This is a genomic window from Rhodococcus sp. IEGM 1366, from assembly GCF_033142425.1.
Classification (GTDB): domain Bacteria; phylum Actinomycetota; class Actinomycetes; order Mycobacteriales; family Mycobacteriaceae; genus Rhodococcus_F; species Rhodococcus_F globerula.
Genome location: NZ_JAWLRZ010000008.1, coordinates 448385 through 473074 on the forward strand (window position 1 = coordinate 448385; position 24690 = coordinate 473074).

Annotated in this window: 26 protein-coding genes; 23 read left to right on the forward strand and 3 right to left on the reverse strand. The window is 61.9% G+C overall.

Features of this window, described 5'->3' with window-relative positions; translation table 11 throughout:
• Positions 1-198: 198 nt before the first annotated feature.
• Together R4P64_RS25660 and R4P64_RS25665 are read left to right on the forward strand one after the other, a co-directional pair.
• Complete coding sequence (locus tag R4P64_RS25660) at positions 199-1290, forward strand: NAD-dependent epimerase/dehydratase family protein (protein WP_045066581.1); 1092 nt, start codon at positions 199-201, stop codon at positions 1288-1290.
• Positions 1287-2312 carry a lysophospholipid acyltransferase family protein gene (locus tag R4P64_RS25665; protein ID WP_317542424.1) on the forward strand — a complete coding sequence of 342 codons (1026 nt, stop codon included), beginning with the start codon at positions 1287-1289 and terminating at the stop codon, positions 2310-2312. Before R4P64_RS25660 ends, R4P64_RS25665 begins: the two co-directional genes overlap by 4 nt.
• Positions 2313-2383: 71 nt before the next feature.
• Here R4P64_RS25665 and R4P64_RS25670 read toward each other — a convergent pair whose 3' ends face one another.
• Positions 2384-3379, reverse strand: a complete 996-nt coding sequence (locus R4P64_RS25670; protein WP_033235493.1) for an HAD family hydrolase — start codon at positions 3377-3379, stop codon at positions 2384-2386.
• A 201-nt stretch (positions 3380-3580) separates the two neighbouring features.
• Here R4P64_RS25670 and R4P64_RS25675 point away from each other — a divergent pair, with 201 nt between their 5' ends.
• From R4P64_RS25675 to R4P64_RS25725, 11 genes are all read left to right on the forward strand, one after another.
• Positions 3581-3841, forward strand: coding sequence for a glutaredoxin family protein (locus R4P64_RS25675; protein WP_033235492.1), 261 nt, complete (start codon positions 3581-3583; stop codon positions 3839-3841).
• A gap of 141 nt (positions 3842-3982) precedes the next feature.
• Positions 3983-4876, forward strand: a complete 894-nt coding sequence (locus R4P64_RS25680) for a redox-sensing transcriptional repressor Rex (RefSeq protein ID WP_317823206.1) — start codon at positions 3983-3985, stop codon at positions 4874-4876.
• A complete protein-coding gene (locus R4P64_RS25685) occupies positions 4873-6234 on the forward strand; it encodes a glutamyl-tRNA reductase (protein WP_033235490.1) in 1362 nt (453 codons plus the stop codon). Before R4P64_RS25680 ends, R4P64_RS25685 begins: the two co-directional genes overlap by 4 nt.
• On the forward strand, positions 6231-7205 hold the full coding sequence (gene hemC, locus R4P64_RS25690; protein WP_033235489.1) for a hydroxymethylbilane synthase: 975 nt from the start codon (positions 6231-6233) through the stop codon (positions 7203-7205). The genes R4P64_RS25685 and hemC overlap by 4 nt, the downstream gene beginning before the upstream one ends.
• A gap of 60 nt (positions 7206-7265) precedes the next feature.
• Positions 7266-8828: a bifunctional uroporphyrinogen-III C-methyltransferase/uroporphyrinogen-III synthase gene (locus R4P64_RS25695; protein WP_317823207.1), complete on the forward strand. Its 1563-nt coding sequence runs from the start codon at positions 7266-7268 to the stop codon at positions 8826-8828.
• Between the two features lie 77 nt (positions 8829-8905).
• Positions 8906-9880, forward strand: a complete 975-nt coding sequence (gene hemB, locus R4P64_RS25700) for a porphobilinogen synthase (RefSeq protein ID WP_033235487.1) — start codon at positions 8906-8908, stop codon at positions 9878-9880.
• A gap of 51 nt (positions 9881-9931) precedes the next feature.
• A complete protein-coding gene (locus R4P64_RS25705) occupies positions 9932-10582 on the forward strand; it encodes a hypothetical protein (protein WP_033235486.1) in 651 nt (216 codons plus the stop codon).
• A gap of 206 nt (positions 10583-10788) precedes the next feature.
• Positions 10789-11250 (forward strand): hypothetical protein, encoded by a 462-nt coding sequence (locus R4P64_RS25710; RefSeq protein ID WP_230590253.1) that lies wholly within the window; start codon positions 10789-10791, stop codon positions 11248-11250.
• The gene (locus tag R4P64_RS25715) at positions 11243-11764 is read left to right on the forward strand and encodes a hypothetical protein (protein WP_045063842.1); all 522 of its coding nucleotides are present in this window, start codon (positions 11243-11245) and stop codon (positions 11762-11764) included. Before R4P64_RS25710 ends, R4P64_RS25715 begins: the two co-directional genes overlap by 8 nt.
• Positions 11757-12014 carry a hypothetical protein gene (locus tag R4P64_RS25720; protein ID WP_317542422.1) on the forward strand — a complete coding sequence of 86 codons (258 nt, stop codon included), beginning with the start codon at positions 11757-11759 and terminating at the stop codon, positions 12012-12014. The genes R4P64_RS25715 and R4P64_RS25720 overlap by 8 nt, the downstream gene beginning before the upstream one ends.
• Positions 12015-12045: 31 nt before the next feature.
• Complete coding sequence (locus R4P64_RS25725; RefSeq protein WP_033235483.1) at positions 12046-12327, forward strand: metal-sensitive transcriptional regulator; 282 nt, start codon at positions 12046-12048, stop codon at positions 12325-12327.
• A 13-nt stretch (positions 12328-12340) separates the two neighbouring features.
• Here R4P64_RS25725 and R4P64_RS25730 read toward each other — a convergent pair whose 3' ends face one another.
• The gene (locus R4P64_RS25730; RefSeq protein ID WP_033235777.1) at positions 12341-12952 is read right to left on the reverse strand and encodes a TetR/AcrR family transcriptional regulator; all 612 of its coding nucleotides are present in this window, start codon (positions 12950-12952) and stop codon (positions 12341-12343) included.
• A gap of 254 nt (positions 12953-13206) precedes the next feature.
• Here R4P64_RS25730 and R4P64_RS25735 point away from each other — a divergent pair, with 254 nt between their 5' ends.
• The 9 genes from R4P64_RS25735 (at position 13207) to R4P64_RS25775 (ending at position 22939) form a co-directional block, all read left to right on the forward strand.
• Positions 13207-13953: a 3'(2'),5'-bisphosphate nucleotidase CysQ gene (locus tag R4P64_RS25735; RefSeq protein WP_033235482.1), complete on the forward strand. Its 747-nt coding sequence runs from the start codon at positions 13207-13209 to the stop codon at positions 13951-13953.
• Positions 13950-14855 carry a sulfate adenylyltransferase subunit CysD gene (gene cysD, locus R4P64_RS25740; RefSeq protein WP_045063838.1) on the forward strand — a complete coding sequence of 302 codons (906 nt, stop codon included), beginning with the start codon at positions 13950-13952 and terminating at the stop codon, positions 14853-14855. The genes R4P64_RS25735 and cysD overlap by 4 nt, the downstream gene beginning before the upstream one ends.
• Positions 14855-16756, forward strand: coding sequence for a sulfate adenylyltransferase subunit CysN (gene cysN, locus R4P64_RS25745; RefSeq protein ID WP_045063835.1), 1902 nt, complete (start codon positions 14855-14857; stop codon positions 16754-16756). Before cysD ends, cysN begins: the two co-directional genes overlap by 1 nt.
• A gap of 24 nt (positions 16757-16780) precedes the next feature.
• Entirely contained in the window at positions 16781-17140 is a 360-nt protein-coding gene (locus R4P64_RS25750) for a nuclear transport factor 2 family protein (protein ID WP_033235479.1), read from the forward strand.
• Positions 17134-17925: an SDR family oxidoreductase gene (locus R4P64_RS25755; RefSeq protein ID WP_033235478.1), complete on the forward strand. Its 792-nt coding sequence runs from the start codon at positions 17134-17136 to the stop codon at positions 17923-17925. Before R4P64_RS25750 ends, R4P64_RS25755 begins: the two co-directional genes overlap by 7 nt.
• A 40-nt stretch (positions 17926-17965) precedes the next feature.
• Positions 17966-19108, forward strand: a complete 1143-nt coding sequence (locus R4P64_RS25760; RefSeq protein ID WP_033235477.1) for a sulfotransferase family protein — start codon at positions 17966-17968, stop codon at positions 19106-19108.
• A 35-nt stretch (positions 19109-19143) separates the two neighbouring features.
• Complete coding sequence (locus R4P64_RS25765; RefSeq protein ID WP_317823208.1) at positions 19144-20205, forward strand: DUF1214 domain-containing protein; 1062 nt, start codon at positions 19144-19146, stop codon at positions 20203-20205.
• Between the two features lie 119 nt (positions 20206-20324).
• Positions 20325-21938 carry an ABC transporter substrate-binding protein gene (locus R4P64_RS25770; RefSeq protein WP_317823210.1) on the forward strand — a complete coding sequence of 538 codons (1614 nt, stop codon included), beginning with the start codon at positions 20325-20327 and terminating at the stop codon, positions 21936-21938.
• A 125-nt stretch (positions 21939-22063) separates the two neighbouring features.
• Positions 22064-22939 (forward strand): TIGR03619 family F420-dependent LLM class oxidoreductase, encoded by an 876-nt coding sequence (locus tag R4P64_RS25775; protein WP_317823211.1) that lies wholly within the window; start codon positions 22064-22066, stop codon positions 22937-22939.
• A gap of 5 nt (positions 22940-22944) precedes the next feature.
• On the opposite strand, the gene R4P64_RS25780 is transcribed toward R4P64_RS25775, so the two are convergent.
• Positions 22945-23505, reverse strand: a complete 561-nt coding sequence (locus tag R4P64_RS25780; RefSeq protein ID WP_045063826.1) for a TetR/AcrR family transcriptional regulator — start codon at positions 23503-23505, stop codon at positions 22945-22947.
• Positions 23506-23640: 135 nt separating this feature from the next.
• On the opposite strand from R4P64_RS25780, the gene R4P64_RS25785 reads away from it, so the two are divergent.
• Positions 23641-24663: a hypothetical protein gene (locus tag R4P64_RS25785; RefSeq protein ID WP_317823212.1), complete on the forward strand. Its 1023-nt coding sequence runs from the start codon at positions 23641-23643 to the stop codon at positions 24661-24663.
• Positions 24664-24690 lie beyond the last annotated feature (27 nt).

Sequence of the window (24690 nt, forward strand, 5' to 3'; positions counted from 1 at the left end):
GAGATATGTCTTGAATGAGTGTGATGCGGGTAAACAGCGCGAGACCCCGACTGGCCGTATGGTGGGGGAAACTTGTCACAAAAGTGATTCGGGAACGATCGTTCGTCCTGGATAGGGGGGTACTTGGTGGTAGTTCGTGACACAGCAGCCGACGAAAAATCAGCAGGCGACACGAAATCGGACAATGTAGTTCCCCGCGTGGTTCTCGTAACCGGCACAAGCCGATTTCTGGGCGGTTACCTGGTAACCCGACTGGCGCAGAATCCGGCAATCGAGCGAGTGATCGCCGTTGACTCCGTGAGCCCGAGCAAAGACATGTTGCGCCGAATGGGCCGTGCCGAATTCGTGCGCGCCGATATCCGCAACCCTCTCATCGGCAAGGTCATCCGAGGCGCCGAAGTTGATACCGTCGTACACGCGTCGACCCTGCAGAAGGCCCCCAAATCAGGCTCACGCGCAGCGATGAAGGACATGAACGTCATCGGTGCAATGCAGTTGTTCGCCGTGTGCCAGAAGGCCCCTACCGTTCGCAAAGTCGTTCTCCGATCCGCGTCGGTCGTGTACGGGTGCAGTGCCAAAGATCCCGCCCAGTTCACGGAAGAGATGAGTGCGCGTCGGCGCCCGCCCGGAGGCTACGCCAGGGACACCCTCGAAATCGAGGGGTATCTCCGAGGCATGGGACGTCGCCGGCCCGACATCGACGTGGCAATTCTGAGACTTGCTCCGCTGATCGGCCCCCAACTCACCGCAACGGTCGGGCACTACATCAGTGCACCGGTGGTTCCCACCATTGCCGGACGTAACGCACGTCTGCAGTTGCTGCACGCCGAGGACGCGCTTGCCGCGCTCGAATGCGCCACCGTTACCCCGGTGGCGGGAACGTACAACATCGCAGCAGACGGGGTTGTGATGATGTCGCAGGCCATCAGGCGAGCCGGACGCATCGAAGTTCCGATGCCGCTGGCGCTGTTCCGCAGCGTCGGCAACGCTTTGGTGGGTTCGTCCATGCGGTTGTACACCGACGAACAACTCGAGTACTTCCGGTTCGGGTGCGGTCTGGACACCACACGAATGCGCAGCGAGATGGGATTCGAGCCGAGGTGGACGACGATGCAGGCGCTCGACGACTTCGTCCGGGCCATGCAGACGCGGCGGATCATCGGGTCCGAGTGGATCGACCGGGCGGAGAAAACGTTGACCGCGATAGTCGGCGGCAACGGAGCCGTGGCGTCACCGAGCGCCGACGTGATGTCGATGACGACCCCGGACCGAGGTGTGGTGGAGCGATGAGTGACGTGGCAAAGGTAATTCCGTTGCGGCCGCACCCAGCCCGAAGCGAAGCAAGCTCACGTGAATCGGTAACCGGCGCACAACGATTGGTGCGAGAGCAGAGCGAGCGCCGGCATCCCTCGAGTGGGGCGTTGCCACCCAAGACTCCGAACGACGGGTCGTTTGTCGACACCGTCCGCTCGGGACTGGTCGATCAGATCGCGTCGACGGCGGAGTTCCTACGGCGCCGGATGGCCGGTGACTACGAGGTCGACGAGTTCGGGTTCGATCCGCACTTCGCGGACCACATCGTCATGCCGATGCTGCGGCCACTGTTCGAGAAGTGGTTTCGTGTCGAGGTCAGCGGAATCGAGAACATCCCCCTTACCGGCGGCGCTCTGGTGGTCGCGAATCATGCCGGCGTGATTCCGATCGACGGGTTGATGACGTCCGTTGCCGTACACGATCACCATCCGGCGCACCGGCCACTGCGAATGTTGGCTGCGGACATGGCATTCGAGATGCCGCTGGTCGGCGGACTTGCGCGCAAAGCGGGGCACACACTGGCTTGCAACCCGGACGCCGAGCGACTTCTGCGTGAGGGTGAAGTGGCGGCGGTCTTCCCCGAAGGGTTCAAGGGAATCGGAAAACCGTTCAGTGAGCGCTACAAGTTGCAGCGGTTCGGGCGCGGCGGATTCGTTTCGGCCGCAATGCGTACCGGAGTTCCGATCATCCCGTGCTCGATAGTCGGCTCGGAAGAGATCTACCCGAAAATCGGCGACTTGACGACGCTGTCACGGTTGTTGGGCCTTCCGTATTTCCCGGTCACTCCGTTGTTTCCGCATCTGGGACCGCTCGGGCTGGTTCCGCTGCCGTCGAAATGGCACATCGAATTCGGGACGCCGATCGTCACGGACACGTACGACGCAGGTGCAGAAGAGGATCCGATGGTTCTCTTCGAAGTGACCGACCACGTGCGCGAGACCATCCAGCAGACGCTCTACCGACTGCTGGCCAAGCGCCGCAACATTTTCCTGGGCTGAAAGCTGGGCTGAACTGAAAGCGGGGCTGAACTGAAAGTCCGGATCGGATTCGATCCGGACTTTCGATTCCGTCAGGCGTTCTGTTCTTTCCGACGCGCAAGGATGACGGCGAGTGCACCACTGATCGCCCCGAGCACCAGCGCCGTGGGAACACCGATCTTGGCCGCTTTGCGCGCGGTGCGGAAATCACGCACTTCCCAGCCGCGGTTCTTTGCGAGTTCGCGAAGATCGGCGTCGGGATTGATCGCAACAGCGGTACCGACGAGGGACAGCATCGGGACGTCGTTGTGAGAGTCGGAGTACGCGGAGCACCGCTTGAGGTTGAGGCCCTCGCGAACCGCCAGCGTGCGGACGGCATGCGCCTTGCCCATTCCGTGCAGGATGTCACCGACAAGACGGCCGGTGAAGACGCCGTCCTCACTTTCCGCGACTGTGCCCAAGGCTCCGGTCAGACCCAACTTCTCGGCGATGACCTGCGCGAGTTCGACAGGGGTAGCCGTCACCAACCAGACCTGCTGGCCCGCGTCCAAGTGCATCTGAGCCAACGCACGGGTGCCAGGCCAGATCTTGTCCGCGATCACCTCGTCGTAGATTTCCTCACCGAGTCGCGCGAGTTCGGCCGTTGACCGGCCGGCGACAAACGAGAGAGCCTTCTCGCGGCCCTCGGCAACATCGTCACTGCTCTCGCGTCCGGTTACCCGGAATTTGACCTGTTTCCAGGCGAAATCCACCAGGTCCGACGTTTTCAGGTATTTCCGGGCGGCCAACCCACGTGCGAAGTGAATGATGGACGCACCCTGAACCATGGTGTTGTCGACGTCGAAGAATGCCGCAGCAGTGAGGTCTCGCGGCACCGCCGGTACAGCGTCGTCGGCCGTGGGCTCTTCCGCTTGGGCGGCCGCGGTGAGTGCCAGGGCCGCGTCCGCACTGGCCTCACCGGCGAGGTTGGCTCGAACTTCCGATTCGCTCGGTCCCAGCGGATTCTTGACCCGGCGACGACCGGGGAGAATGACCCCGGCCAGCCCCGACCCGAATCCGGAACCGTTCGGTAGTGATCGCGCAGGCACCCGCACCTCCCGTGTTGCACCGTTGAGCAGAGAACTCTTGAAGTCAGCCTATCCTCCGCGGTGAGGCTCCAAGGCGTGGATGGCGATGAGTGTCGGTGTGTGTGACCTTCCTCTCGGGCGATTTGGTATCGGGGTGGGCACAAAAGGCACACTTGACCGACTGATAGATGAACATCGCGCCTGAGGAAGGGTCCTTACTCGATGACTGTGAACACCCATGAAGTGACCTTGTTGACCCGTGCGGGATGTGCCTCCTGTGTAGGCGCGGCGGAGGTGCTGGCGCGGGTCTGCAGCGAGTTCGAGCTTGAAGTGACGTGCATCGACGTGGACGAAGCCGCAGCAAGCGACCCGGAACTGAGGGCCGAGTACGGAGACCGGCTACCGGTCATTCTTCTCGATGGGCGCGAGCATGGTTACTGGGAAGTCGACGAAGAGAGACTTCGAGCCGATTTACGCAAGTAAGGCAATGCTAAATTTGGGGAAATCTGCCGCTCTGCAGGTTAAAGGCACATCGAACCCGTTCCAAGCAACTTTGTGCATGGGTTCACAAGCGGTTACCGTGGTGTGAACATTCCCCCCGGAGCATCGTGGAGGTCGACAACTGTGTCGGTCGGACGAGGAGCCAACGACGTGACCGAACCGCACCAGACGCACGAGCCATCGGCTCAGAGCGTCACCGGCGCTGCGGGCCGTCCTGTCACCACTGCTGCTCCAGTCGCTGCTGAGGTCGATTCCGCAACTACGCAGGATCGCGTCATCCCCCAGGCTACGGTGACCCGGTTGGCGGCATACCTGCGGGTCCTCGGAGTCATGTCCGATCGCGGTACGTCCATCGTCTCCAGCGAAGAACTGGCGCAGGCATCAGGCGTCGGATCAGCGAAGTTGCGCAAGGATCTTTCGTTCCTCGGTCCCAACGGTGTTCGCGGCGTCGGGTACGACGTCACCAAACTTCGCATCCGCATCGAGCGTGCGCTCGGGCTGGACCGCGGACACAAGGTTGTTCTGGTGGGCGTCGGAAACCTCGGGAAAGCACTGGTCGGCTACGGCGGGTTCAGCCGTCGTGGATTCGAGATGGTCGGACTCTTCGACAGCGACGCCGCTCGCGTCGGAACCCAGGTGGGGGATCTGACCGTGCGGGACACCACCGAACTCGAATTCGCGTGCCGCGAACTGAAGGCCACCATCGGCGTCATCTCCACTCCGGACGAGGCCGCGCAGGACGTATGCGATCAGTTCGTTCGCGCCGGCCTCCTCTGCATCATGAGTTTCTCGCCGATCGCTCTCGACGTTCCGGATCACGTGGAACTGCGACGGGTCGACTTGGCAGTCGAAATGCAGGTTCTCTCGTTCAACAGTGCACGCAACGCAGATCAGGCGTCAGCTGCACCAAGAGTGCGCGTCGCTCATGCGGCACCCGCTTCGTCCCGTCCCTCCACAAGTTCACCCGCTCCGGTCGGAGCAGGTTCGACAAGAAACGGATCAGTGATCGCGCCGTGAGTGTTTTGCTTGTCGGGGTTTCGCATAGAACTGCGCCCGTGCCGGTTCTCGAGCGAGTGGCGGTGACCGACACCGACCGTCCGAAGTTGATCGACAAGCTTCTGGCGTCGTCGCACATCACCGAGGCGATGATCGTCTCCACCTGCAACCGGGTCGAGGTCTATGCAGTCGTGGACGCATTCCACGGCGCTCTCACCGAGGTCGGCGAGATCCTCTCCGACCATTCCGGTCTGGACCTGACGGCCCTGCATGCCCACGCCTACGTGCGGTACAGCGAAGCTGCCGTCGAGCATCTCTTTGCCGTCGCGAGCGGACTCGACTCGATGGTGATCGGCGAGCAGCAGATCCTCGGCCAGATTCGTACTGCCTACGCGTCGTCCGACGCGCAGCAGGCGGCAGGGCGGGTTGTGCACGAGCTTGCCCAGCAGGCACTGCGTGTCGGCAAGCGGGTGCACTCCGAAACCGGAATAGATTCTGCCGGAGCATCAGTGGTGTCGGTGGCGCTCGACCGCGCTGCCGGAATCCTCGGTGACGGTGGATTGGTCGGACGCACCGCAGTGGTTGTCGGCGCAGGTGCGATGGGCGGACTGTCGGTCGCGCACCTGACCCGCGCCGGAATCGATCGCATCATTGTGGTCAACCGCACCCGCGAGCGTGCCGAGCACTTGGCGGACACCGCTCGTTCCAACGGCGTCATCGCCGAAGCTGTTGATTTCGAGCAGCTTTCAGCGGTCATGGCGCAGGCGGACGTGTTGGTGACCTGTACCGGCGCGGTCGGAGCAGTAGTCACATTGGCCGACGCGCACCGCGCGCTCGCCGAACCCGATCGCAACCCGAACAAGCACCTTGTCATCTGCGACCTCGGTCTGCCCCGCGACATCGACCCTGCAGTATCGGGTCTGCCCGGCGTCACGGTCCTGGACATGGAAGCGCTGCAACGGGATCCGGCTGCCGGGGCCGCGGCATCCGACGCCGACGCTGCCCGCGCCATCGTTGCCGGTGAGTTGGCGATGTACCTGGCCGGTCAACGACTCGCCGAGGTCACACCCACGGTAACGGCTCTGCGGCAGCGCGCCGCAGATGTCGTCGAATCCGAACTGATGCGCCTCGATTCGCGGTTGCCCGATCTCGACGATCCGCAACGCGACGAAGTAGCACGCACCGTACGACGCGTCGTGGACAAACTGCTTCACGCACCTACCGTGCGCGTCAAGCAACTGGCGTCGGCGCCTGGCGGAGATTCATACGCGGCCGCGCTGCGTGAACTATTCGAACTCAGCCCGGCATTGCCCGCGGCAGTGGCCGCACCCACCGATCGGGTGGACGGCGATCGCGGTGGAAGGGACAAGCAGGTATGAGCACCACACCACTGCACTCCGAGGGCACCCTGCGGATCGGTACTCGCGGAAGCCTTCTCGCCACCACACAAGCCGGAACCGTGCGCGACGCACTCATTGCGGCCGGGCACCCGGCTGAACTGGTCATCATCAAGACCAAGGGCGATCAGTCCACCGATCCAGTGCAGAAGATCGGCGTCGGCGTGTTCACGGCGGAGCTTCGAGAAGCGTTGGCAGACAACCGCGTCGACGTTGCCGTGCATTCGTACAAGGACTTGCCCACTGCGCAGGACGAGCGTTTCGTGATCGCCGCGATCCCGCCTCGCGAAGATCCGCGTGATGCGCTGGTTGCCCGTGACGGCCTGGTGCTCGGTGAACTTCCGGCGGGATCCAAGGTCGGAACCTCTGCGCCGCGACGAGTGTCACAGCTCGCGGCCCTCGGTCTCGGTCTCGACATCGTGCCGCTGCGCGGAAACCTGCAGCGCCGGCTCGGCAAGGTCGAATCCGGTGAACTCGATGCCGTGATCCTCGCTCGCGCCGGTCTGTCCCGCATCGGCCTCCTTGATCTCATCACCGAGAACATCGAGCCCGTTCAGATGCTTCCGGCGCCGGCGCAGGGTGCGCTGGCAGTCGAATGTCTCTCTGCCAATGAAGAATTGGTGGCGATACTCGCAGAGCTCGATCACGCGGACACACGTGCGGCGGTCATCGCCGAACGCGCCCTGCTGGCCGAACTCGAAGCGGGATGTACTGCCCCCGTAGGGGCACTCGCCGAAGTTGTCGAATCAATCGACGACAACGGCAAGATTTTCGACGAACTGTCGATCCGCGGCTGCGCAGCCGCATTCGACGGTTCGGACGTCATCCGTACCGGTGCAGTCGGTGCACCGGACAACGCCGAGGAACTCGGCAGAGCGGTGGCCCGAGAGTTACTCGAACTCGGCGCCCGAGAGTTGATGAACGTGACCACAGGCGAGGCCGCCGATGTTTGACACAACCTATTGCACTTGCACCAAGTTCCCATTTCGATACAGCGCACTGGAGAATCACCGATGACCCGAGTCCGAAAGAACACTCCCGGACGGATCCTGTTCGTGGGATCGGGACCGGGCGACCCCGCCCTGCTCACCGTTCGCGCACGCGACGTCCTCACCGGCGCAGCCTTGGCATTCACCGATCCTGATGTGGACAAGGGCGTCGTCGCTCTCGTGGGCATCGACATGGGTCGCGACGAGGAAACCGGCGAACTGATCGCCGACGTGCGTCCCGCACTCGGGGAACCGGCCGAGGTCGCCAAAACTCTTGTGCACGAAGCCAAGAACGGCCACGACGTCGTCCGTCTCGTCTCGGGTGATCCGCTTACCACGGATTCCGTGATCGCCGAGGTCACCGCGGTGGCACGCACCCAGGTTCAGTTCGAGGTCCTGCCAGGACTGCCCTCCGGCTCAGCGGTTCCCAGCTATGCCGGCATGGCACTGGGATCGGGACACACCGAAGCCGACGTGCGCGGCGAGGTCGACTGGGCGGCACTGGCCGCAGCACCGGGACCGCTGGTCCTGCACGCAACCTCCGGACACCTCGCCGAGACCGCCAGCGCGCTGGTCGAGAACGGCATGGCTCCGCAGACCCCCGCAGCGATCACCGTGCGCGGCACCACCCGGCAGCAGCGCACCGTCGAAGCAACGTTGGCGACGCTCAACGAGGCCGGCTCCGAAATGGTCGGCTCCTTGGTCATCACGGTCGGCAAGGTTGTCGCCCAACGCAACAAGATGTCCTGGTGGGAATCACGCGCACTGTACGGCTGGACCGTCCTCGTGCCGCGCACCAAGGATCAGGCCGGCGAGATGAGTGACCGTCTGGTCACCCACGGCGCCATCCCGATCGAGGTCCCGACCATCGCCGTCGAACCGCCGCGCAGCCCCGCTCAGATGGAACGCTCCGTCAAGGGACTCGTCGACGGCCGCTACCAGTGGGTCGTCTTCACTTCCACCAATGCTGTTCGTGCAGTGTGGGAGAAGTTCGAAGAATTCGGCCTCGACGCCCGCGCGTTCTCCGGTGTGAAGATTGCTTGCATCGGCGAAGCCACCGCAGCCAAGGTCCGCTCGTTCGGTATCAACCCCGAACTGGTGCCGAAGGGTGATCAGTCCAGTGAAGGGCTGCTGGCCGAATTCGCGCCGTACGACGACGTTTTCGATCCGGTCAACCGAGTTCTGTTGCCCCGCGCCGACATCGCAACCGAAACCCTCGCCGAAGGCCTGCGCGAACGTGGCTGGGAAATCGACGACGTCACCGCGTACCGCACGGTGCGCGCCGCACCGCCTGCCGCCGAGACCCGAGAGATGATCAAGACCGGCGGATTCGACGCTGTGTGCTTCACCTCGTCCTCGACGGTGCGCAACCTTGTCGGTATCGCCGGCAAGCCGCACGCTCGCACTCTGGTTGCGTGCATCGGCCCGAAGACGGCCGAAACTGCCATCGAGTTCGGACTGCGCGTCGACGTGCAGCCCGAAACCTCGCAGGTAGGGCCGCTGGTCGAGGCACTGGCCGAGCACGCCGCTCGCCTGCGCGCCGAGGGTGCATTGCCGCCTCCGCGCAAGAAGTCACGTAGGCGCTAAAGCGCCTGTGCGCCTTTCTGGTAGTGCCCACTACCAGAAAGGCGCACAGCAACGTCCGACGAAGGAGAACCCGTCTCGTGTTTCCCACCCATCGTCCGCGCCGACTCCGGCGAACCCCTGCGCTTCGGCGACTGGTAGCGGAGACGACCCTCGAACCGCGGCACCTCGTGCTGCCGATGTTCGTTGCGGACGGTATCGCCGCCCCGCGTGAGATCTCCTCCATGCCCGGCGTGTACCAGCACACTCTCGACTCGTTGCGAGCAGCGGCTACCGAGGCGGTGAGCGCCGGGGTCGGCGGTCTGATGCTGTTCGGTGTGCCCAAGCCTGAGGACAAGGACGCACAGGGATCGGGCGCCATCGACCCCGACGGAATTCTCAACGTCGGATTGCGAGCTCTCGCAGACGAACTCGGTGATTCGACGGTCATCATGGCTGACACATGTCTCGACGAGTTCACCGATCACGGGCACTGCGGAGTGCTGACACCGGCCGGCGCCGTCGACAACGACGCGACCTTGATTCGATACGTCGAGATGGCGTTGGCTCAAGCAGATTCGGGTGCTCATCTCCTCGGACCGAGCGGAATGATGGACGGGCAGGTCGGGGCGATTCGCGGCGCACTCGACGCGGCGGGGTACACCGAGGTCGGTCAGTTGGCGTACGCAGCGAAATACGCGTCGGCGTTCTACGGTCCGTTCCGTGAAGCTGTGGGATCCTCGCTGCAGGGTGACCGCCGCACCTATCAGCAGGACGCGGCGAACCGTCGTGAGTCGTTGCGCGAAGTTGATCTCGACATTGCCGAGGGCGCGGACATGGTGATGGTGAAGCCCGCCATGTCGTATCTCGACATCCTGCGCGAGACTGCGGACCGTTCACCGGTGCCGGTGGCTGCGTATCAGATCTCGGGGGAGTACTCGATGATCACAGCGGCTGCGCAAAACGGCTGGATCGATCGCGACGCCGCAGTTCTCGAATCACTGACCAGCATCCGACGTGCCGGTGCCGACGTCGTTCTCACGTACTGGGCGTCCGAGGTCGCCGGTTGGTTGTGAGCTCGGACCAAGCCGGATGATCATGAAGTGCCGGACAGATAGGCTGTCATCATGACCGAGCCGTGGCAGCCTCCTCGCCAGGAACCGCCGTACGACAACCAGCCGTCGTACGACAACCAGCAGTATCAGAACCAGCAGTTCCAGAATCAGTTCCATCCGCTGGGCCCGATGCCGACCAATCCGTCGTCGCATCCTTCGGGCACGCAGAAGTCCGAGCCGCCGACGGACGTGGTGACGGCGATTCAGCTGTGGTGGGCAGTGGCTGTGCTCGGTGTGGTGCAGGGCGGCGCGATGATCGCGATGATGCTCGGTCAGAAGTCGTCGTTCATCGACGAGATGATGAGCAATCCCGCCGCCGCCGACGCGGGTCTCACCCGCTCGGACATCGAGAGTGTTTTCCCGATGGCTGTGGTGGTGTCGGTGATCATGATTTTGGTGTTCACCGCGCTTTTCCTGCTGGTCGTGCGATCGATGAGCCGCGGCAAGAACTGGGCGCGCATGCTGTTGACCTTTGGTGGGGTCTTCATGGTCGTCTCTGCGATTCCGGTGATTCTCGGTCTCGGTGGGGGCGGTGACGGTGCCACCCTGCTGTTCGGCGGCGCGCAGATCCTGCAAGCTGTCGCGGCCGTCGGTGCCATCGTGATGATGCATCGCAAGGAGTCGAATCCGTACTTTCTGAGGTTCCCCCCACAGTCCCGGTGAGGCGCCATGCGGGGTAGTGTGAATCAGGTCACGACGGTAGTTGGGAGAGGCAAGCGCAGTGCATTCTCGAGACGCTTTGAACGCCGAGGGCACACATGACGCCCCACGACCGCGACGCAGCTCGCGAACCGAAATGATCGTATTTCTGCTGTTGGGTATATCCGTGATCGCCACTGCACTCCTGGTTGTCGTGCCAGGAGTCGTGAGTGGCTAGCGCGGACTCGGCACCTGTGACGACGTCGAAGAAAGTCCGGCCCCCCACCGCTGTCAACGCTGCCTTCTGGTTGTGGATAGCAAGTGCATTCCTCCTGATCCTGTTCGGCTTGATCAGTATGTCCAGCGCGTCGTACGAGCTCCGCGAACAGTTCGCCGATCAGGGGGTGTCGGCGGACAACATCGATACCTATGTCACGTTCGTTCGTGTGTCCGGTGTGGCGCTGTTGCTCAGCGGATTGATCATCGGCGGCTTGGCCGGACCGACGCGGCTCGGCCGGAGGTTGTGTCGACGGATACTCGTCATCTATTCGGGAGTCTTTGTGTGGCTCCAGCTGGCACTGGTGATTACCGGTATCAGCACCGCTCTGGCGTTGGTTGTTCCGGTGATGCTGATCAGCGCGGGGGTGTCGATTTATCGGGGCTCGACGCGCAGCTGGTTTGCTCATGGCTGACAACGCGTCCGAGGTTCTGTTCTACGAGCCTGGTTCGCGGATGTCGGCTGTTGCCCTCGGTCCGGCGTTCTGCCTGGTGGCTCTGGTGATCGAATTGTTCACCGGGCCGGTGGTGCACTGGTTCGGATTGGCAATGTTCGCGGTGATTCTGACGGGCTTGGTCTACGTGCAGGTCACCGCCGCGCGCCGGCATGTGAGCGTCGAGTTGACCGACGCGATGCTTCGTCAGGGCACCGAGGAGGTTCCGGTCGACGAAATCGCCGAGGTGTTTCCCGAATCGGACGACTCCGCCTACGAAGACGAAATGGAGCCGTGGGAAACCGCCCGAGCGCTCGGCGAACTGTCCGGAGTGCCACGTCGTCGTCACAGCATCGGCTTGCGGCTGACAACGGGTGGTCTGGTCCGGGCCTGGGCGAAGGACGACATCGCGTTGCGTGAGGCGTTGAATCAGGTAATGGCGCGCCGCGGCGAAGCGGAAAGTGCGCGAGATTCCGAGAGGGTGTCCGATGACTAGAAAAGTCGATGCCAAGACCTTCGTTGGTGTTCTCGGTATGGTCGCGGCGCTGACGCTGGCGCTCGTGTGCTGGCGATCAGGGCTGACCACGTCGACCTTCGGTCCGATTATCGAGGGCGCACCGTCGTTCGAGGGCACCCACTACGACGGACTGTGGATCTCCGGTGCCGGTCTGGCTCTCTTGCTGGCCGGGCTCATGGCGATCGATGTTACGCGTCGGCTCCGTATGGCATACGTCGCATCCGACTAAGCACTATACGGGTAGGGGGTATAGTGGCCTTATGAGTGGTTACAGCCCCGAGCAGGACGATCTGCTCAAACGTCTTCGCCGCATCGAAGGTCAGGTCGCGGGTATCTCGCGCATGGTTGCCGACGATCGGTACTGCATCGACGTCCTGACGCAGGTTTCGGCCGCAACCAGCGCGTTGCAGTCCGTGTCCCTGAAGCTTCTCGACGCGCATCTTGCCGGCTGTGTTGTCGAAGCCGCCAAGCAGGGCGGTCCGGAAGCCGACGCCAAGATCAAGGAAGCTCAGGCAGCGATCGCTCGCCTCGTTCGTTCCTGAGTAGCTGTTCGGTTCACTCCGTGATGGCCCGCGCGAGCGCGCGGGCGGAGAAGTTCACGAAATGCTCGGGTGTGATTTCTTTGGCGACGTTGATGACGATGGTGTCCGACAGGCCTTTGAGTCCGGAGAGCACAAGATGGATGAGCGCGGGGTCTTCGATCAACCGGCTGCCTTCGGCTGCAGCAGATTCGGTGAGCGCTCGAATCAATGCCGAGTTGAAGACCGCCACTGATGCGTGAAGTTCCCGCATACTGTCGCGGTCGGATCCGGCCATTCCCTCGATGTCGCGCCACGTGGTGGTGAGTCTGCCGACTCGCGCCCAGTGCCGCGCAAATTCGGGAATCATGGACTCGAGTAGCGGCGTCAGTCCTTGCTCGCGGGGGAGCGAGCTCACAAAGTCCGCCATTTCCAGTTGGCTCTCGCTGAGCAGGGCGGCAAAGATGTCCTGCTTGTCGACGAAGTACTGGTAGATCAGGCCGGTGCTCGTTCCCGATCGTTTTGCCACCGCGCGAATAGTGAGCGCGGAGTAGCCGCCTTCGTCGAGGAGTGCGATCGCCGCGTCCAAGGTACGGCGTCGGCGCGCTTCGGCGTCGCCGTAGATCGAGTTAGTGCTGGTACTGCTCATTTGATCACCGTAGTCGGGACAGGCCGCAACCTCAATTGCAAATGAACGTCGTTCATTCTTGACCATAGGGTTTGCTGTTCAGTGATACCAATCACAGAAAGAACATTGTTCGAAATAGAATGAACATCGTTCATTCTGGTGCTACGCTATGGCGCAGACCACATCGAGACCAGTGCGTAGCGCTGGACACTCTGCGGCCGGCCTGACGTTTCTTCCCGTATCCATCGGGAGGTCTACACAGTTGTGGAGTACCTATGACACGCACCAACGATGAACGCGCGGCGATCGAGATCGCCGCTGCGGCTGGAGAACTTCTGCTCGAACACCGGAAATCCCTCGGTGCGAACGACGTCGATGCCGCGACCTTCAAGGACGCTGCCGATCGGCTCAGTCACGACTTCATCGTCGCCGAACTTGCCCGACGCTTCCCTGCGGATGCGGTGCTGTCGGAGGAAGGCGCTGACGACCTCGCGAGGTTGAATGCGGATCGGGTGTGGATCGTCGACCCGCTCGACGGCACCCGTGAATACGGAGAAGCCGGCCGATCGGATTGGGCCGTGCATGTCGCACTGACCGAAAACGGTGTCCTCACAACAGGTGCGGTCGCGATGCCTGCCCTCGGCGTCACCTATGCAAGTAGTGATGATCGAACCGATCGCGGCGCTACGACGCCGGTACGCGTCGTCGTGTCGCGGACGCGGCGTCCGGAACCGGTCATGCGAATGGCTGACTCGATGGGCGCGGAGCTGATCGAGATGGGCTCTGCCGGCGCCAAAGCGATGGCGGTTGTATCCGGAGAAGCAGATATCTATGCACATGCGGGTGGGCAGTACGAGTGGGATTCGGCGGCCCCTGTTGCCGTCGCACGCGCTGCGGGACTGCATGTTTCGCGTATCGACGGCAGCGAACTTCGCTACAACCAGGAAAACCCGTGGCTGCCGGATCTGCTGATCTGCCGACCCGAACTCGCCCCGAAAGCACTGGAGGAACTGGGCCGATGACCACGACACTGACGCACCTCGAACGGCTCGAAGCCGAGAGCATCCACATCATGCGTGAAGCCGCCTCGCAGAGCGAGAACCCGGTGATGCTGTACTCGGTGGGCAAGGACTCCGCCGTGATGCTGCACCTGGCGCGCAAGGCTTTCTACCCGTCGAAGCTGCCGTTTCCGCTGCTGCACGTCGACACCACGTGGAAGTTCCGCGAAATGTACAAACTTCGTGACAGTACCGCTGCTGCAGGCGATCTCGATCTGATCGTCTACACCAATCCGGACTGCGTGAAGCAGGGGATCAACCCGTTCACTCACGGCTCGGCCGTCCATACCGACATGTGGAAAACCGAAGGCCTCAAACAAGCCCTCGATCACTACAAGTTCGACGCGGCGTTCGGCGGCGCCCGCCGTGACGAAGAAAAATCCCGGGCCAAGGAACGGATCTTCTCGATCCGATCGGCTGCGCACCGCTGGGATCCGAAGCAGCAGCGACCGGAGCTGTGGCGGATGTACAACGTCCGCAAAGCGCCGGGTGAAAGCCTGCGCGTCTTCCCGCTCTCGAACTGGACCGAACTGGATGTGTGGGAATACATACGCCAGGAAGAGATTCCGATCGTTCCGCTGTATTTCGCCGACAAGCGTCCCGTCGTCGAACGTGACGGCGCCCTGATCATGGTCGACGACGACCGGATGCCCTTGTTGCCGGGAGAAACTCCGGAACTCAAGAGCGTCCGGTTCCGCACCCTCGGCTGCTACCCGCTGACCGGTGCCGTCGAATCGACCGCCACCAGCTTGACCGAGATCATCTCGGAAATGTTGCTCACCACCACCTCCGAACGCCAGGGACGGGTCATCGACCACGACTCGAGTGCGTCGATGGAAAAGAAGAAGCAAGAAGGGTACTTCTGATGACTGTTTCCTCGGATCTGATCGCCGACGACATCGAGGCATACCTCGAGCGCCACGCGAACAAGAGCATGCTGCGATTCATCACGTGCGGCAGCGTCGACGACGGCAAGAGCACCTTGATCGGCCGTCTGCTCTACGAATCGAAACTCGTCTTCGACGATCAGCTGACGGCACTCGAAGCGGATTCGCGCAAGAGCGGCACCCAGGGTGAAGGGCTCGATTTTGCGCTCCTCGTCGACGGTCTCGCAGCCGAACGTGAGCAGGGCATCACGATCGACGTCGCCTACCGCTACTTCACGACAGAACGTCGCAAGTTCGTTGTTGCCGATACTCCCGGGCACGAGCAGTACACCCGCAACATGGTGACCGGCGCATCGACAGCCGATCTCGCGGTGATCCTTGTCGACTCACGCAAAGGCATCCTGACGCAGACGCGTCGGCACTCGTATCTTGTGTCGTTACTCGGGATCAAGCACGTGGTGCTCGCGGTCAACAAACTCGACCTCGTCGACTACTCGCAGGAGGTCTTCGACGCCATCATTGCGGACTACACGAGCTTCGCTCACGAGATCGGTCTCGACGGGTTTGTCGCCATTCCGATGTCGGCATACAAGGGCGACAATCTCACCGAGCGCAGCGCGAATACCCCGTGGTACTCCGGGCCCAGCCTGATCGAACATCTCGAATCCGTGGACATCGACGATGCCGCCGCCTCGGCTCCGTTCCGGATGCCGGTGCAGTGGGTCAACCGGCCGGACCTCGACTTCCGGGGATTCTCGGGCCAGATCGTCTCCGGGACAGTCTCTCCCGGTGATCCGATCCGCGTGCTCCCCAGCGGAAAGACGTCCACCGTCGAGCGCATCGTGACGATGGGCGGCGATCTCGATGTGGCCGGTGCGGGCCGCTCGGTCACCATCACACTCACCGACGAGATCGACATCAGTCGCGGCGACGTGCTGTCCATCGGCGACAATCCGCCGGCCGTCGCAGACCAGTTCGAGGCCCACATCGTGTGGATGGGCGAGGCGCCCATGCTGCCCGAACGGCCGTTCCTGTGCCAGATCGGTACCGTCACGGTCACTGCGCGCATCACGAAACCGAAACACAAGATCAACGTCAACACACTCGAAAAGACCGCAACGACAACCCTCGAGCTCAACGAAATCGGTGTGTGCAACATCAGTTTCGATCGCGCGGTCCCGTTCGACCCCTACACGGGAAACCGTGACACCGGCAGCTTCATCCTCATCGATCGCCTCACCAACGGCACAGTCGGCGCCGGCATGATCACGCACTCGCTGCGCCGATCCGACAACATTCACTGGCAATCCGTCGACGTGGACGAGGCCGCGCACACCAGGCTCAAGGGACATAAACCCGCCGTTCTGTGGTTCACCGGGCTCTCCGGTTCGGGTAAGTCGACCATCGCCAACGACGTCGAGCGCCAACTGCACGCTCTCGGCGCACACACCTATCTCCTCGACGGAGACAATGTCCGTCACGGTTTGAATCGAGACCTCGGGTTCACCGAAGCCGACCGCGTCGAGAACATCCGCCGCGTCACCGAAGTGACCCGCCTGATGGCGGACGCCGGCCTGATCGTTCTCGCGTCGTTCATTTCGCCGTTCGAGGCCGAGCGTCATGCGGCCCGTGAATTGATCGGGGACAGCCAGTTCGTCGAGATCTTCATCGATACCGCTCTTGCCGTCGCAGAGGAGCGAGATCCCAAGGGGCTGTACAAGAAGGCTCGACGTGGGGAGTTGGTGAACTTCACCGGCATCGACTCACCGTACGAAGCGCCGCAGAGTCCCGATATTCACATCGACACCAGTGTCACGACGACCGAGGATGCTGCGAGCGTCATTGTCGACTATCTCCGCGCCCGCGGAACCATTTCTTGACCCGCCTGAACATGAGGAGCCTTCATGCCTGACAGGGCTGAAATCATTTCTGTCGTAGAAGATTACGTCAAGTATCTCGGAAGCCACGATGTTGACAATCTGGTTGCGCTGTTTGCCGCCGACGCCGTTCAACACGAACCGTTGGGTGTCAAGACCTATCGCGGGGTCGACGAGATTCGCGCATTCGACACGGCAAACGCGCAGGTCGACTTCACGGTCAGCCTGCTCGGTCCGATTTCGGTGACGGGAAAGTACGCAGCAATGCAGCTTCGGGTGCAGCGCGTCGGTATGGCCGACTTCGCTGCCTCCGACCTGTTCGAATTCGACGACAACTGCAAGATCGTCTCGTTGAGTGTGGTTCTCGATCCGCAGGCACTGTGTTGAGCGCTCAGGGCCTGCTGGCCGGAAAAGTAGTCGTGGTCTCGGGAGTTGGCCCGGCACTGGGTCGTTCGATCGCAGTGCAGAGTGCGGCGGCCGGTGCGAAGGTTGTCTTGGCCGCCCGCACGTCCGAGCGTTTGGAATCGGTGGCAACCGAGATCCGTGATCGCGGTGGAATCGCTTTGGCGGTACCGACGGATCTCACCGACGTCGATTCGATTGCGTCGCTGGCGCAGACTGCCGTTGCTGAGTTCGGTGCCGTGGATTGCCTTGTGAACAATGCCTTTGTCCAACCGGCGCAGGTCCCATTGCTTGAAGCCGACATGGCTTCCATCCAGTCGGGCATCGACATCAACTTGCTTGCGGCGTTGAACGTCACACGCGCATTGGTGCCGGCATTGACCGAGGCGCAGGGGTCCGTCGTGATGGTCACGTCCATGGTGCTGCGCAATCAGCTTCCCGGGTTCGGGGCATACCGCGTGATGAAAGCCGGACTTCTGGCAATGGCCCGCAGTCTGTCGATCGACCTCGGTCCCAAGGGGATTCGAGTCAACTCCGTTGCCCCCGGCTATATCTGGGCGGACTCGGTCAAGAACATGTTCGAGAAGAAGGCTGCGGCCACCGGAGTCGACCCCAAGGTCATTTACGACGAGATCGCAGCGGGCGCCGATCTGCGCCGGCTACCAGAACCCGATGACATTGCCAACGCTGTCGTCTTCCTCCTGTCCGATTCGGCCAGGGCCATCGCCGGGCAATGTCTCGACGTCAACTGCGGTCACACGCACCACTGATCAACTCATACAAGACCGATCAATTCTCAAAGGACGTGTCATGACACAGGATTACGACGGCATTGGTTCCATCGAGGACCTGCACCAGGCTGCGCGCGAGGTGGCCGGTTACGAAGATTTCGGCAGTGACGGTTACCTCGATGGCCTTCGAGTTCTGCTCGAGTCGTTCCAGCAGGAAGCCGACCTCACTCCGCACGGCAAGGTGATTGCTCGCAAGATGATCATCGGAGCGCTCGCGGGACGACTGACCAGCGAGGCCGGATTCGCGAAATACCCCGAGCACGTCGATGTTCCGATCGAGCGTCCGATCTTCGTAGTCGGGTTGACTCGGACCGGCAGCACCGCGCTACACCGGTTGCTGGGCGCTGACCCGGCACATCAGGGTGCCGAGATGTGGCTTGCCGAGACGCCGCAGCCGCGCCCCGAGCGCGACAAGTGGTCGGAGAACGAAGATTACGTTCGCTCAGACGCCTTTTATCGAGCCCGTCAGCGCAACGAGGCTGACCTGATGAAGGTGCATTTCATGGGGGCGGAGGAGGTCGAGGAATGTTGGCGTCTACTGCAGCAGACGATGCTCTCGACCGCGTTCGAGACCGTTGCGTACGTACCGAGTTACACCCGGTGGCTGGCGAAGCAGGACTGGACCGAAACGTATGCGCGGCACAAGAAGAACCTGCAGCTGATCGGGCTGCACGATTCGGATCGACGATGGGTGCTCAAGAGTCCGAGCCACGTCTTCGCGATCGACGAGATCATGTCGGTCTATCCGGATGCGTTGTTCGTTCGCACATTCCGGGACCCGCTGACATCGATGGCGTCCACTTTCAGCCTTGCGGAGCAGGGCGGACACGATATGTCGAAGGCCTTCGACCGTCCGGCCATCGGACGCACCCAACTCGACCTGTGGGCGCGCGGTAACGCGAACTTCAACAATGCCCGTACCCGTTACAACTCCGATCAGTTCATCGACGTCGACTACAAGGACTTCATCTCCGACGCTGTCGGCACCGTCGAAAAGATCTATGCACAGTTCGACCTGCCATTCACGGACGAGGCTCGCGCCGCGGTGGATGCGTCGCATCAGGCGAGCCTCGCAGAACATCGCCGTCCGTCGCACCGGTATTCGCTCGAGGAGTTCGGCGTGAGCGCCGCCGACGTCGAAGCGAAGTTCGCCGCCAGCTGATTGCTCGAAAAATCTACTAGAACAAGGAGACTCATATGAACGCTACTTGGGAAAAGTTCTGCGCAGATCTGCTCGAGGTCGGGAAGGTCCTGGAGGACGAGATCGTTCCTCAGGATCCCCTGACGCAGGCCGAGGGCGTCCGCTACCTGAGTCGGTTGCTTCGATACGGCACGATCAACTGTGTCGAGTACACCGATCCGCGGTGGCCGCAGTTCACGTCCGCACCGAACCCGAACATGATGACGAAGATCGGTGCCGACAACCCGGACAACGTTTACATGCGCGCCAACATTTCCGGTAAGTACAGCTACCGGATCATCGGCAGCCGGGGCACGGTCCCGCTGATCACGTTCGGTTCACGCATCAATCGGTACCACATCGACGGCACGATGCTGCAGACCGGCGATCTGCACATCCACGACCTGGAGGTTGACGAGAACGGCCGTTTCGAGTTCATCGCGAGCGTGGACAAGCCTGCTGAGGGTGCCTGGCTGCCGCTGGCAGCCGACAGCAATCTCATCTCCGTTCGACAGACGTATCGGGATCGACGCAACGAGGTACCCGGTGAGCTGAGTATCGAGTGCCTGAACCCGGACGGCGACTTCGAGCCGCTGAGTCCGGAAGAGTTGGGCGTGCGCCTGGGCAAGTCGGTCGGGATCGTGAAGGGGATGGCGGAGACCTTCCTCGAATGGTCGCGCAAATTCCAACCGCACACCAACGAGATCTTCGACTGGGGACAGGACTACTTCCAGAACGCCGGCGGCGATCCGACGATCTTCTACTTGCACGGGTACTGGAAGCTCGCCGAGGACGAGGCGTGGGTCATCGAGACCGAAGTTCCGAACTGCGAGTACTTCAACTTCGTGCTGCAGAACTTCTGGGTGGAGTCGCTCGACTACAACCGGACGAACATCTACATCAACAACCACACCGCAAAGCTCAACGACGACGGAACCCTGACAATCGTGGTGGCGGCAAAGGATCCGGGTTACGGCAACTGGATCAACACCGATTCGCACGCGGAGGGGACCTGGGCGATGCGCTGGATCAAGGCGGACTCCCACCCGATTCCGAAGTCGAAGGTAATCAAGCTCTAAGGCAGGCAGACTCACTCGGTCCTGTGTGAATCGTCGTACTACGTGGTCATATCGGCCGCGTAGTACGACGTTCGCTGCGCGGGATAATGTCACTGGTTCATCTTCAGCAGGGGAATCGTATGCACACCACAGTAATTCGGTCCACTACCCGCCCGGTTGCGCTCGGTATTGCCGGCGCACTTCTGTTGACCGGCTGCGCGTCGAGTAGTGGCGACTCCTCGGATGCGAATCCCCAGACGCGCAGTGGTGCAGCTGGGTACGTCAGCGCACAGGACACCGGGGAGCCGATAGGCGGGGGTGCTCTCACCTTCGGGTCCTATTCGTTCCCTTCCTCGCTGGATCCCACCAAAACTCAGGCTGCCGGCTCGACCGGCGGGACCGAAATGGCCGCAATCTACGACACGCTTGTGCGCAGCGACTCCGCAAGCGGGAGCTTCGTGCCACAGCTGGCGAAGTCGCTGACGAATAATGCCGACTTCACCGCGTACACGGTCACCCTGCCCGAGGGCTTGACCTTCAGCGACGGAAGCCCGCTCAACGCGGAAGCGGTGAAGTGGAGCATCGGTCGATTTGTGGCGGGCAAGGGGGATGTATCGCAGTCTTGGCTGAACATTGTGGAGCGGGTCGATACGCCGAACGAGACCACGATCGAGTTTGTGCTCAAACGGTCGTGGCGTCAATTTCCGGCACTGTTGTCGCTCGGCCCCGGAATGATCGTCGCGCGAAGTTCCGACGCAGGGGGAGCGTTCACTCCGATCGGGGCCGGGCCGTTCACCTTGGCCAAGTTCGCGCCGCATGAAGAGTTGATACTCGCAGCGCGCACGGACTATCAGGGAGGCAAACCTCCGCTGGACACGGTGCGTTTTGTTCCCACCTCTGGCGCCCAGGCTCAGTACGAATCGCTGAAGAGCGGTCAGATCGACATGACGTACATCCTTCGCGACGAGGCCGTAATCAAACGTGCTCTCGACGACGGATACTCCGGCTATCTCAGTCCCACCGGTCAGAACGGGATCGGCACGATCAACAACCGCGACGGCAGGCCAGGAGCCGACGTCCGCGTCCGCCAGGCAATCGCGTACGGGGTGGACCCGGAAGCCGTCAATACACGTGCGAACAACGGATTAGGCACTGCCAGTTCCGAACTGGTACCGGTGTCGTCGCGGTGGTTCAACAACACCGAAGGCATACCGTTCGATTCGTCGAAGGCAAAGACCCTGCTCGATCAGGCGAAGGCGGACGGATACGACGGCAAGCTCCGCTACCTCACGACCTCGGAGCCTGGCCAACAGGCCACGGCATTGACGGTGCAGGCGTCGCTGAACGCCATCGGTTTCGACGTCACCATCGACTACGCAACCGACGTCACGGATCTTGTTCGCAGGGTGTACAAAGATCACGATTTTGACATGACCAGGGGCGGCGCTCCGGTCGGGGAAGAAGCGCCGTACATCAATTTGTACAACAGTATGGCCAGTGATTCGAAGAACAATCCTTCCGGTTTTGCAGACCCGGAAATGGACACGCTGCTCACAGCCGTGCAGACTGCGCCCACCGACGACGCTGTCCGCGACGCCATCAGCAAGGTGCAGGATTACGCCAACGTAAGCGTGCCTTACGTAATCTGGGGCCCGGCAGCGGTATTGACGGCGTGGGACGACAACATTCACGGCGTCACACGCAACCTCACGGACATCATGTTCTTCGACGAAGCCTGGATTTCACCGAAGTGAGTTGACTGCGCGAGACGATCCGGATGGCCGTCCCGGTCATCAGGATCAGTCGAGTGATTGCCTGCTGCAAGGCATTACGGTCGGGTCTGACATGTCAGTCGAGTAGCGATGAAAATGGTGGAACGATGAAGTGGTCGTTGGCGGGCGCGATGATCGACGCTCTGGAACTGTGCGAGTTGGCTCAGGTTACCGAAGAGGCGGGCTTCGACGGTATCGCAATGCCGGATTCCGTGTTCTATCCGGAGCAGGTGTCGGCGCCGTATCCGTACACCGCTGACGGCAAGCGGATGTGGGCCCCCGAGACGCCGATGCCCGATCCTTTCATAGCGATGACGGCAATGGCTGCGGTGACGTCTCGAATTCAGTTTTACACCAATGTATTCAAGCTTCCGCTTCGTGATCCGTTGTTGACGGCCAAGCAGGTTTCGACCATGGCGGTGATGTCGGGAAACCGCATCGCGATCGGCGTCGGGTTGTCGTGGATTCCCGAGGAGTTCACCTTCACCGGTACGGAGATGCGTACCCGTGGCGCGCGGACCGACGAAGCGATCGCGATCATCAAGGCCGTATGTGCCGGCCGTGGCCCGCAGTGGGTTGAATACCACGGCAAACACTACGATTTCGATGCTCTGATGATCAGTCCGGCTCCGGAGATTCCCGTACCGATCTACATCGGCGGGCACAGCGAACCGGGATTGCGCCGCGCCGCGAGGCTGGCTGACGGGTGGATGTCGGTGAACACCACCAAAGCTGAATTAGCCTCTGCCATCGACCGTCTGACGAAGTTGCGGGCCGAGTTCGGCCGTGCCGACGTCCCCTTCGAGATCAACATCTCGCCCACCGACGTACGCGACATCGATGGATACCGCGAACTCGAGGAGTTGGGCGTCACGGAAATCAGAGTGTCGCCGTGGTATCGCTACGGCGTAGACCCCGGAGATCGTCAGGGAAGACTCGACTCGATTCGACAATTTGCCGACGAGGTCATTTCCCAGTACTGATCTGCTCAATACTGATCTATCAGCGTCTGCATCGCCCGGCCGTAGAGTTTTGCCACCTTGTCCCGATCTGCGGTCGGCGCGATGCTCTCGGTGCTGAGCGCGCTCAGCAACCCCGACACCTGGGCGGAGACGAGCAGTGCCCGGGTGTAGGCGTCGTCGCCCGGTAAACGGGCGGCGAGGTTGGTGGCAAATGTGCTTGTCATTTCCCTCAATCGTCCGCGGATGCGGGGACTGTCGGATGCGCGTGTCAGCGCCGTGAACACCGACAGCATTCGGGCGTCTGCCTTGCCGAGCAGAAACGATGCGATCTGCTCGCCGAGCGTGTCGAGCGGGCCGTCGAACTGGCCCTCGAAGTAATCCTCGACCGGTGTGGTTTCCAGGAACAGTGCTTCCTTGGATCCGAAATGCCGGATGACCAGAGCCGGATCGATACCGGCAACCTTCGCGATTGCCCGAACGGATGTGCCGCCGAACCCGTGCTCGCCGAACAGTTGGAATGCTGCGGCGCGAATCGCCTCGGGCGTCGAGGGATGATCCGCCTCAGGCGTCTGTCCACTGGGTGTCACGCTATCGACCTCTGTGCTCGCTCTCACGCCGACCTCGTTGTCAACACCGTTGACTCTATCGTGTCAACGGTGTTGACTGTTGAGTCTGTCAACGGTGTTGACAGCTAGATGCGGTTAGCGAAAAGAGTGTGAAATATGACAGATACCGACGTCAGGGTCCCGAGCGAAGCGGCGAAGGCGATTGAGCCACCCACAAACTGGAAGATGGTGGGCGGCGGACTCGCGTTTCCGCTTTTCTTCGTCATCATGTTCTGCCTGTGCTACGTCAGCGCCTTCCACTCACCGACGCCGAACAACGCGCCGATCGTGGTGGTGGGACCAGCGTCGGTGACCGCGCCCTTGATCGACGGAATCGAAAAAACGTCCGGCGGCAAATTCGACATCGTTGCCACGGATAACGCAGCCGATGCGATCGCTCGGATCGGCAACCGTGACGCCATCGGCGCCATCGAAATCGGTGACACCGTGACCGCGCACATTGCAACCGGTGCCGGTGCCTCCACGGTGTCGGTAGTGACGGGACTGGCCCATTCGATCGCGGATCAGACGGGGCAACAGGTGACCTCGGTGGACTCGGCTCCGGTCACCGCGCGCGATTCCTCGACCGTCGGACTGTTCTACTTCCTGATCGTCTGCACCCTCGGTGGTTACCTGACCATGACTGTGCTCAGTCAGGTCGCGCCGAGAATGCGACTGAGAGAGCAATATTCGATTCTCGCCGGCGCGGCAATCCTCACCCCGCTCATCGCCTTCGGAATCACCAGCATCTTCATGCATGCATTTGGCGCGTCGTTCGGTGAGATCCTGCAACTGCTGGGGATTTCGATGGTCTACACCTTCACCGTGGGTGCAGTGTGCATTCTGCTCAACAAACTGCTGGGTCAAGCCGCGATCTTTGCGGTGTTGACGGTACTGGTCTTCATCAACTTCCCGAGTTCGGGCGGCGCTATTCCGGTGTCGTTCCTGCCGGGGTTCTGGCAGCACATTCATTCGTTCTGGCTCGGATCGGCGGCCATGGAGCCCATTCGGTCCGTCATCTACTTCGACGGCAACGGCGCCGGCCCGCACCTGATCGTTCTGGGTGTCTGGTTGGTTGCGGCTCTCGGGTTGACCGGCCTGGTCGCTGCCCGTCAGTCGAAGAAGGCGGCAGCGCAATAAAATTGGTGGGGCCGGGTGCTCCCAGCC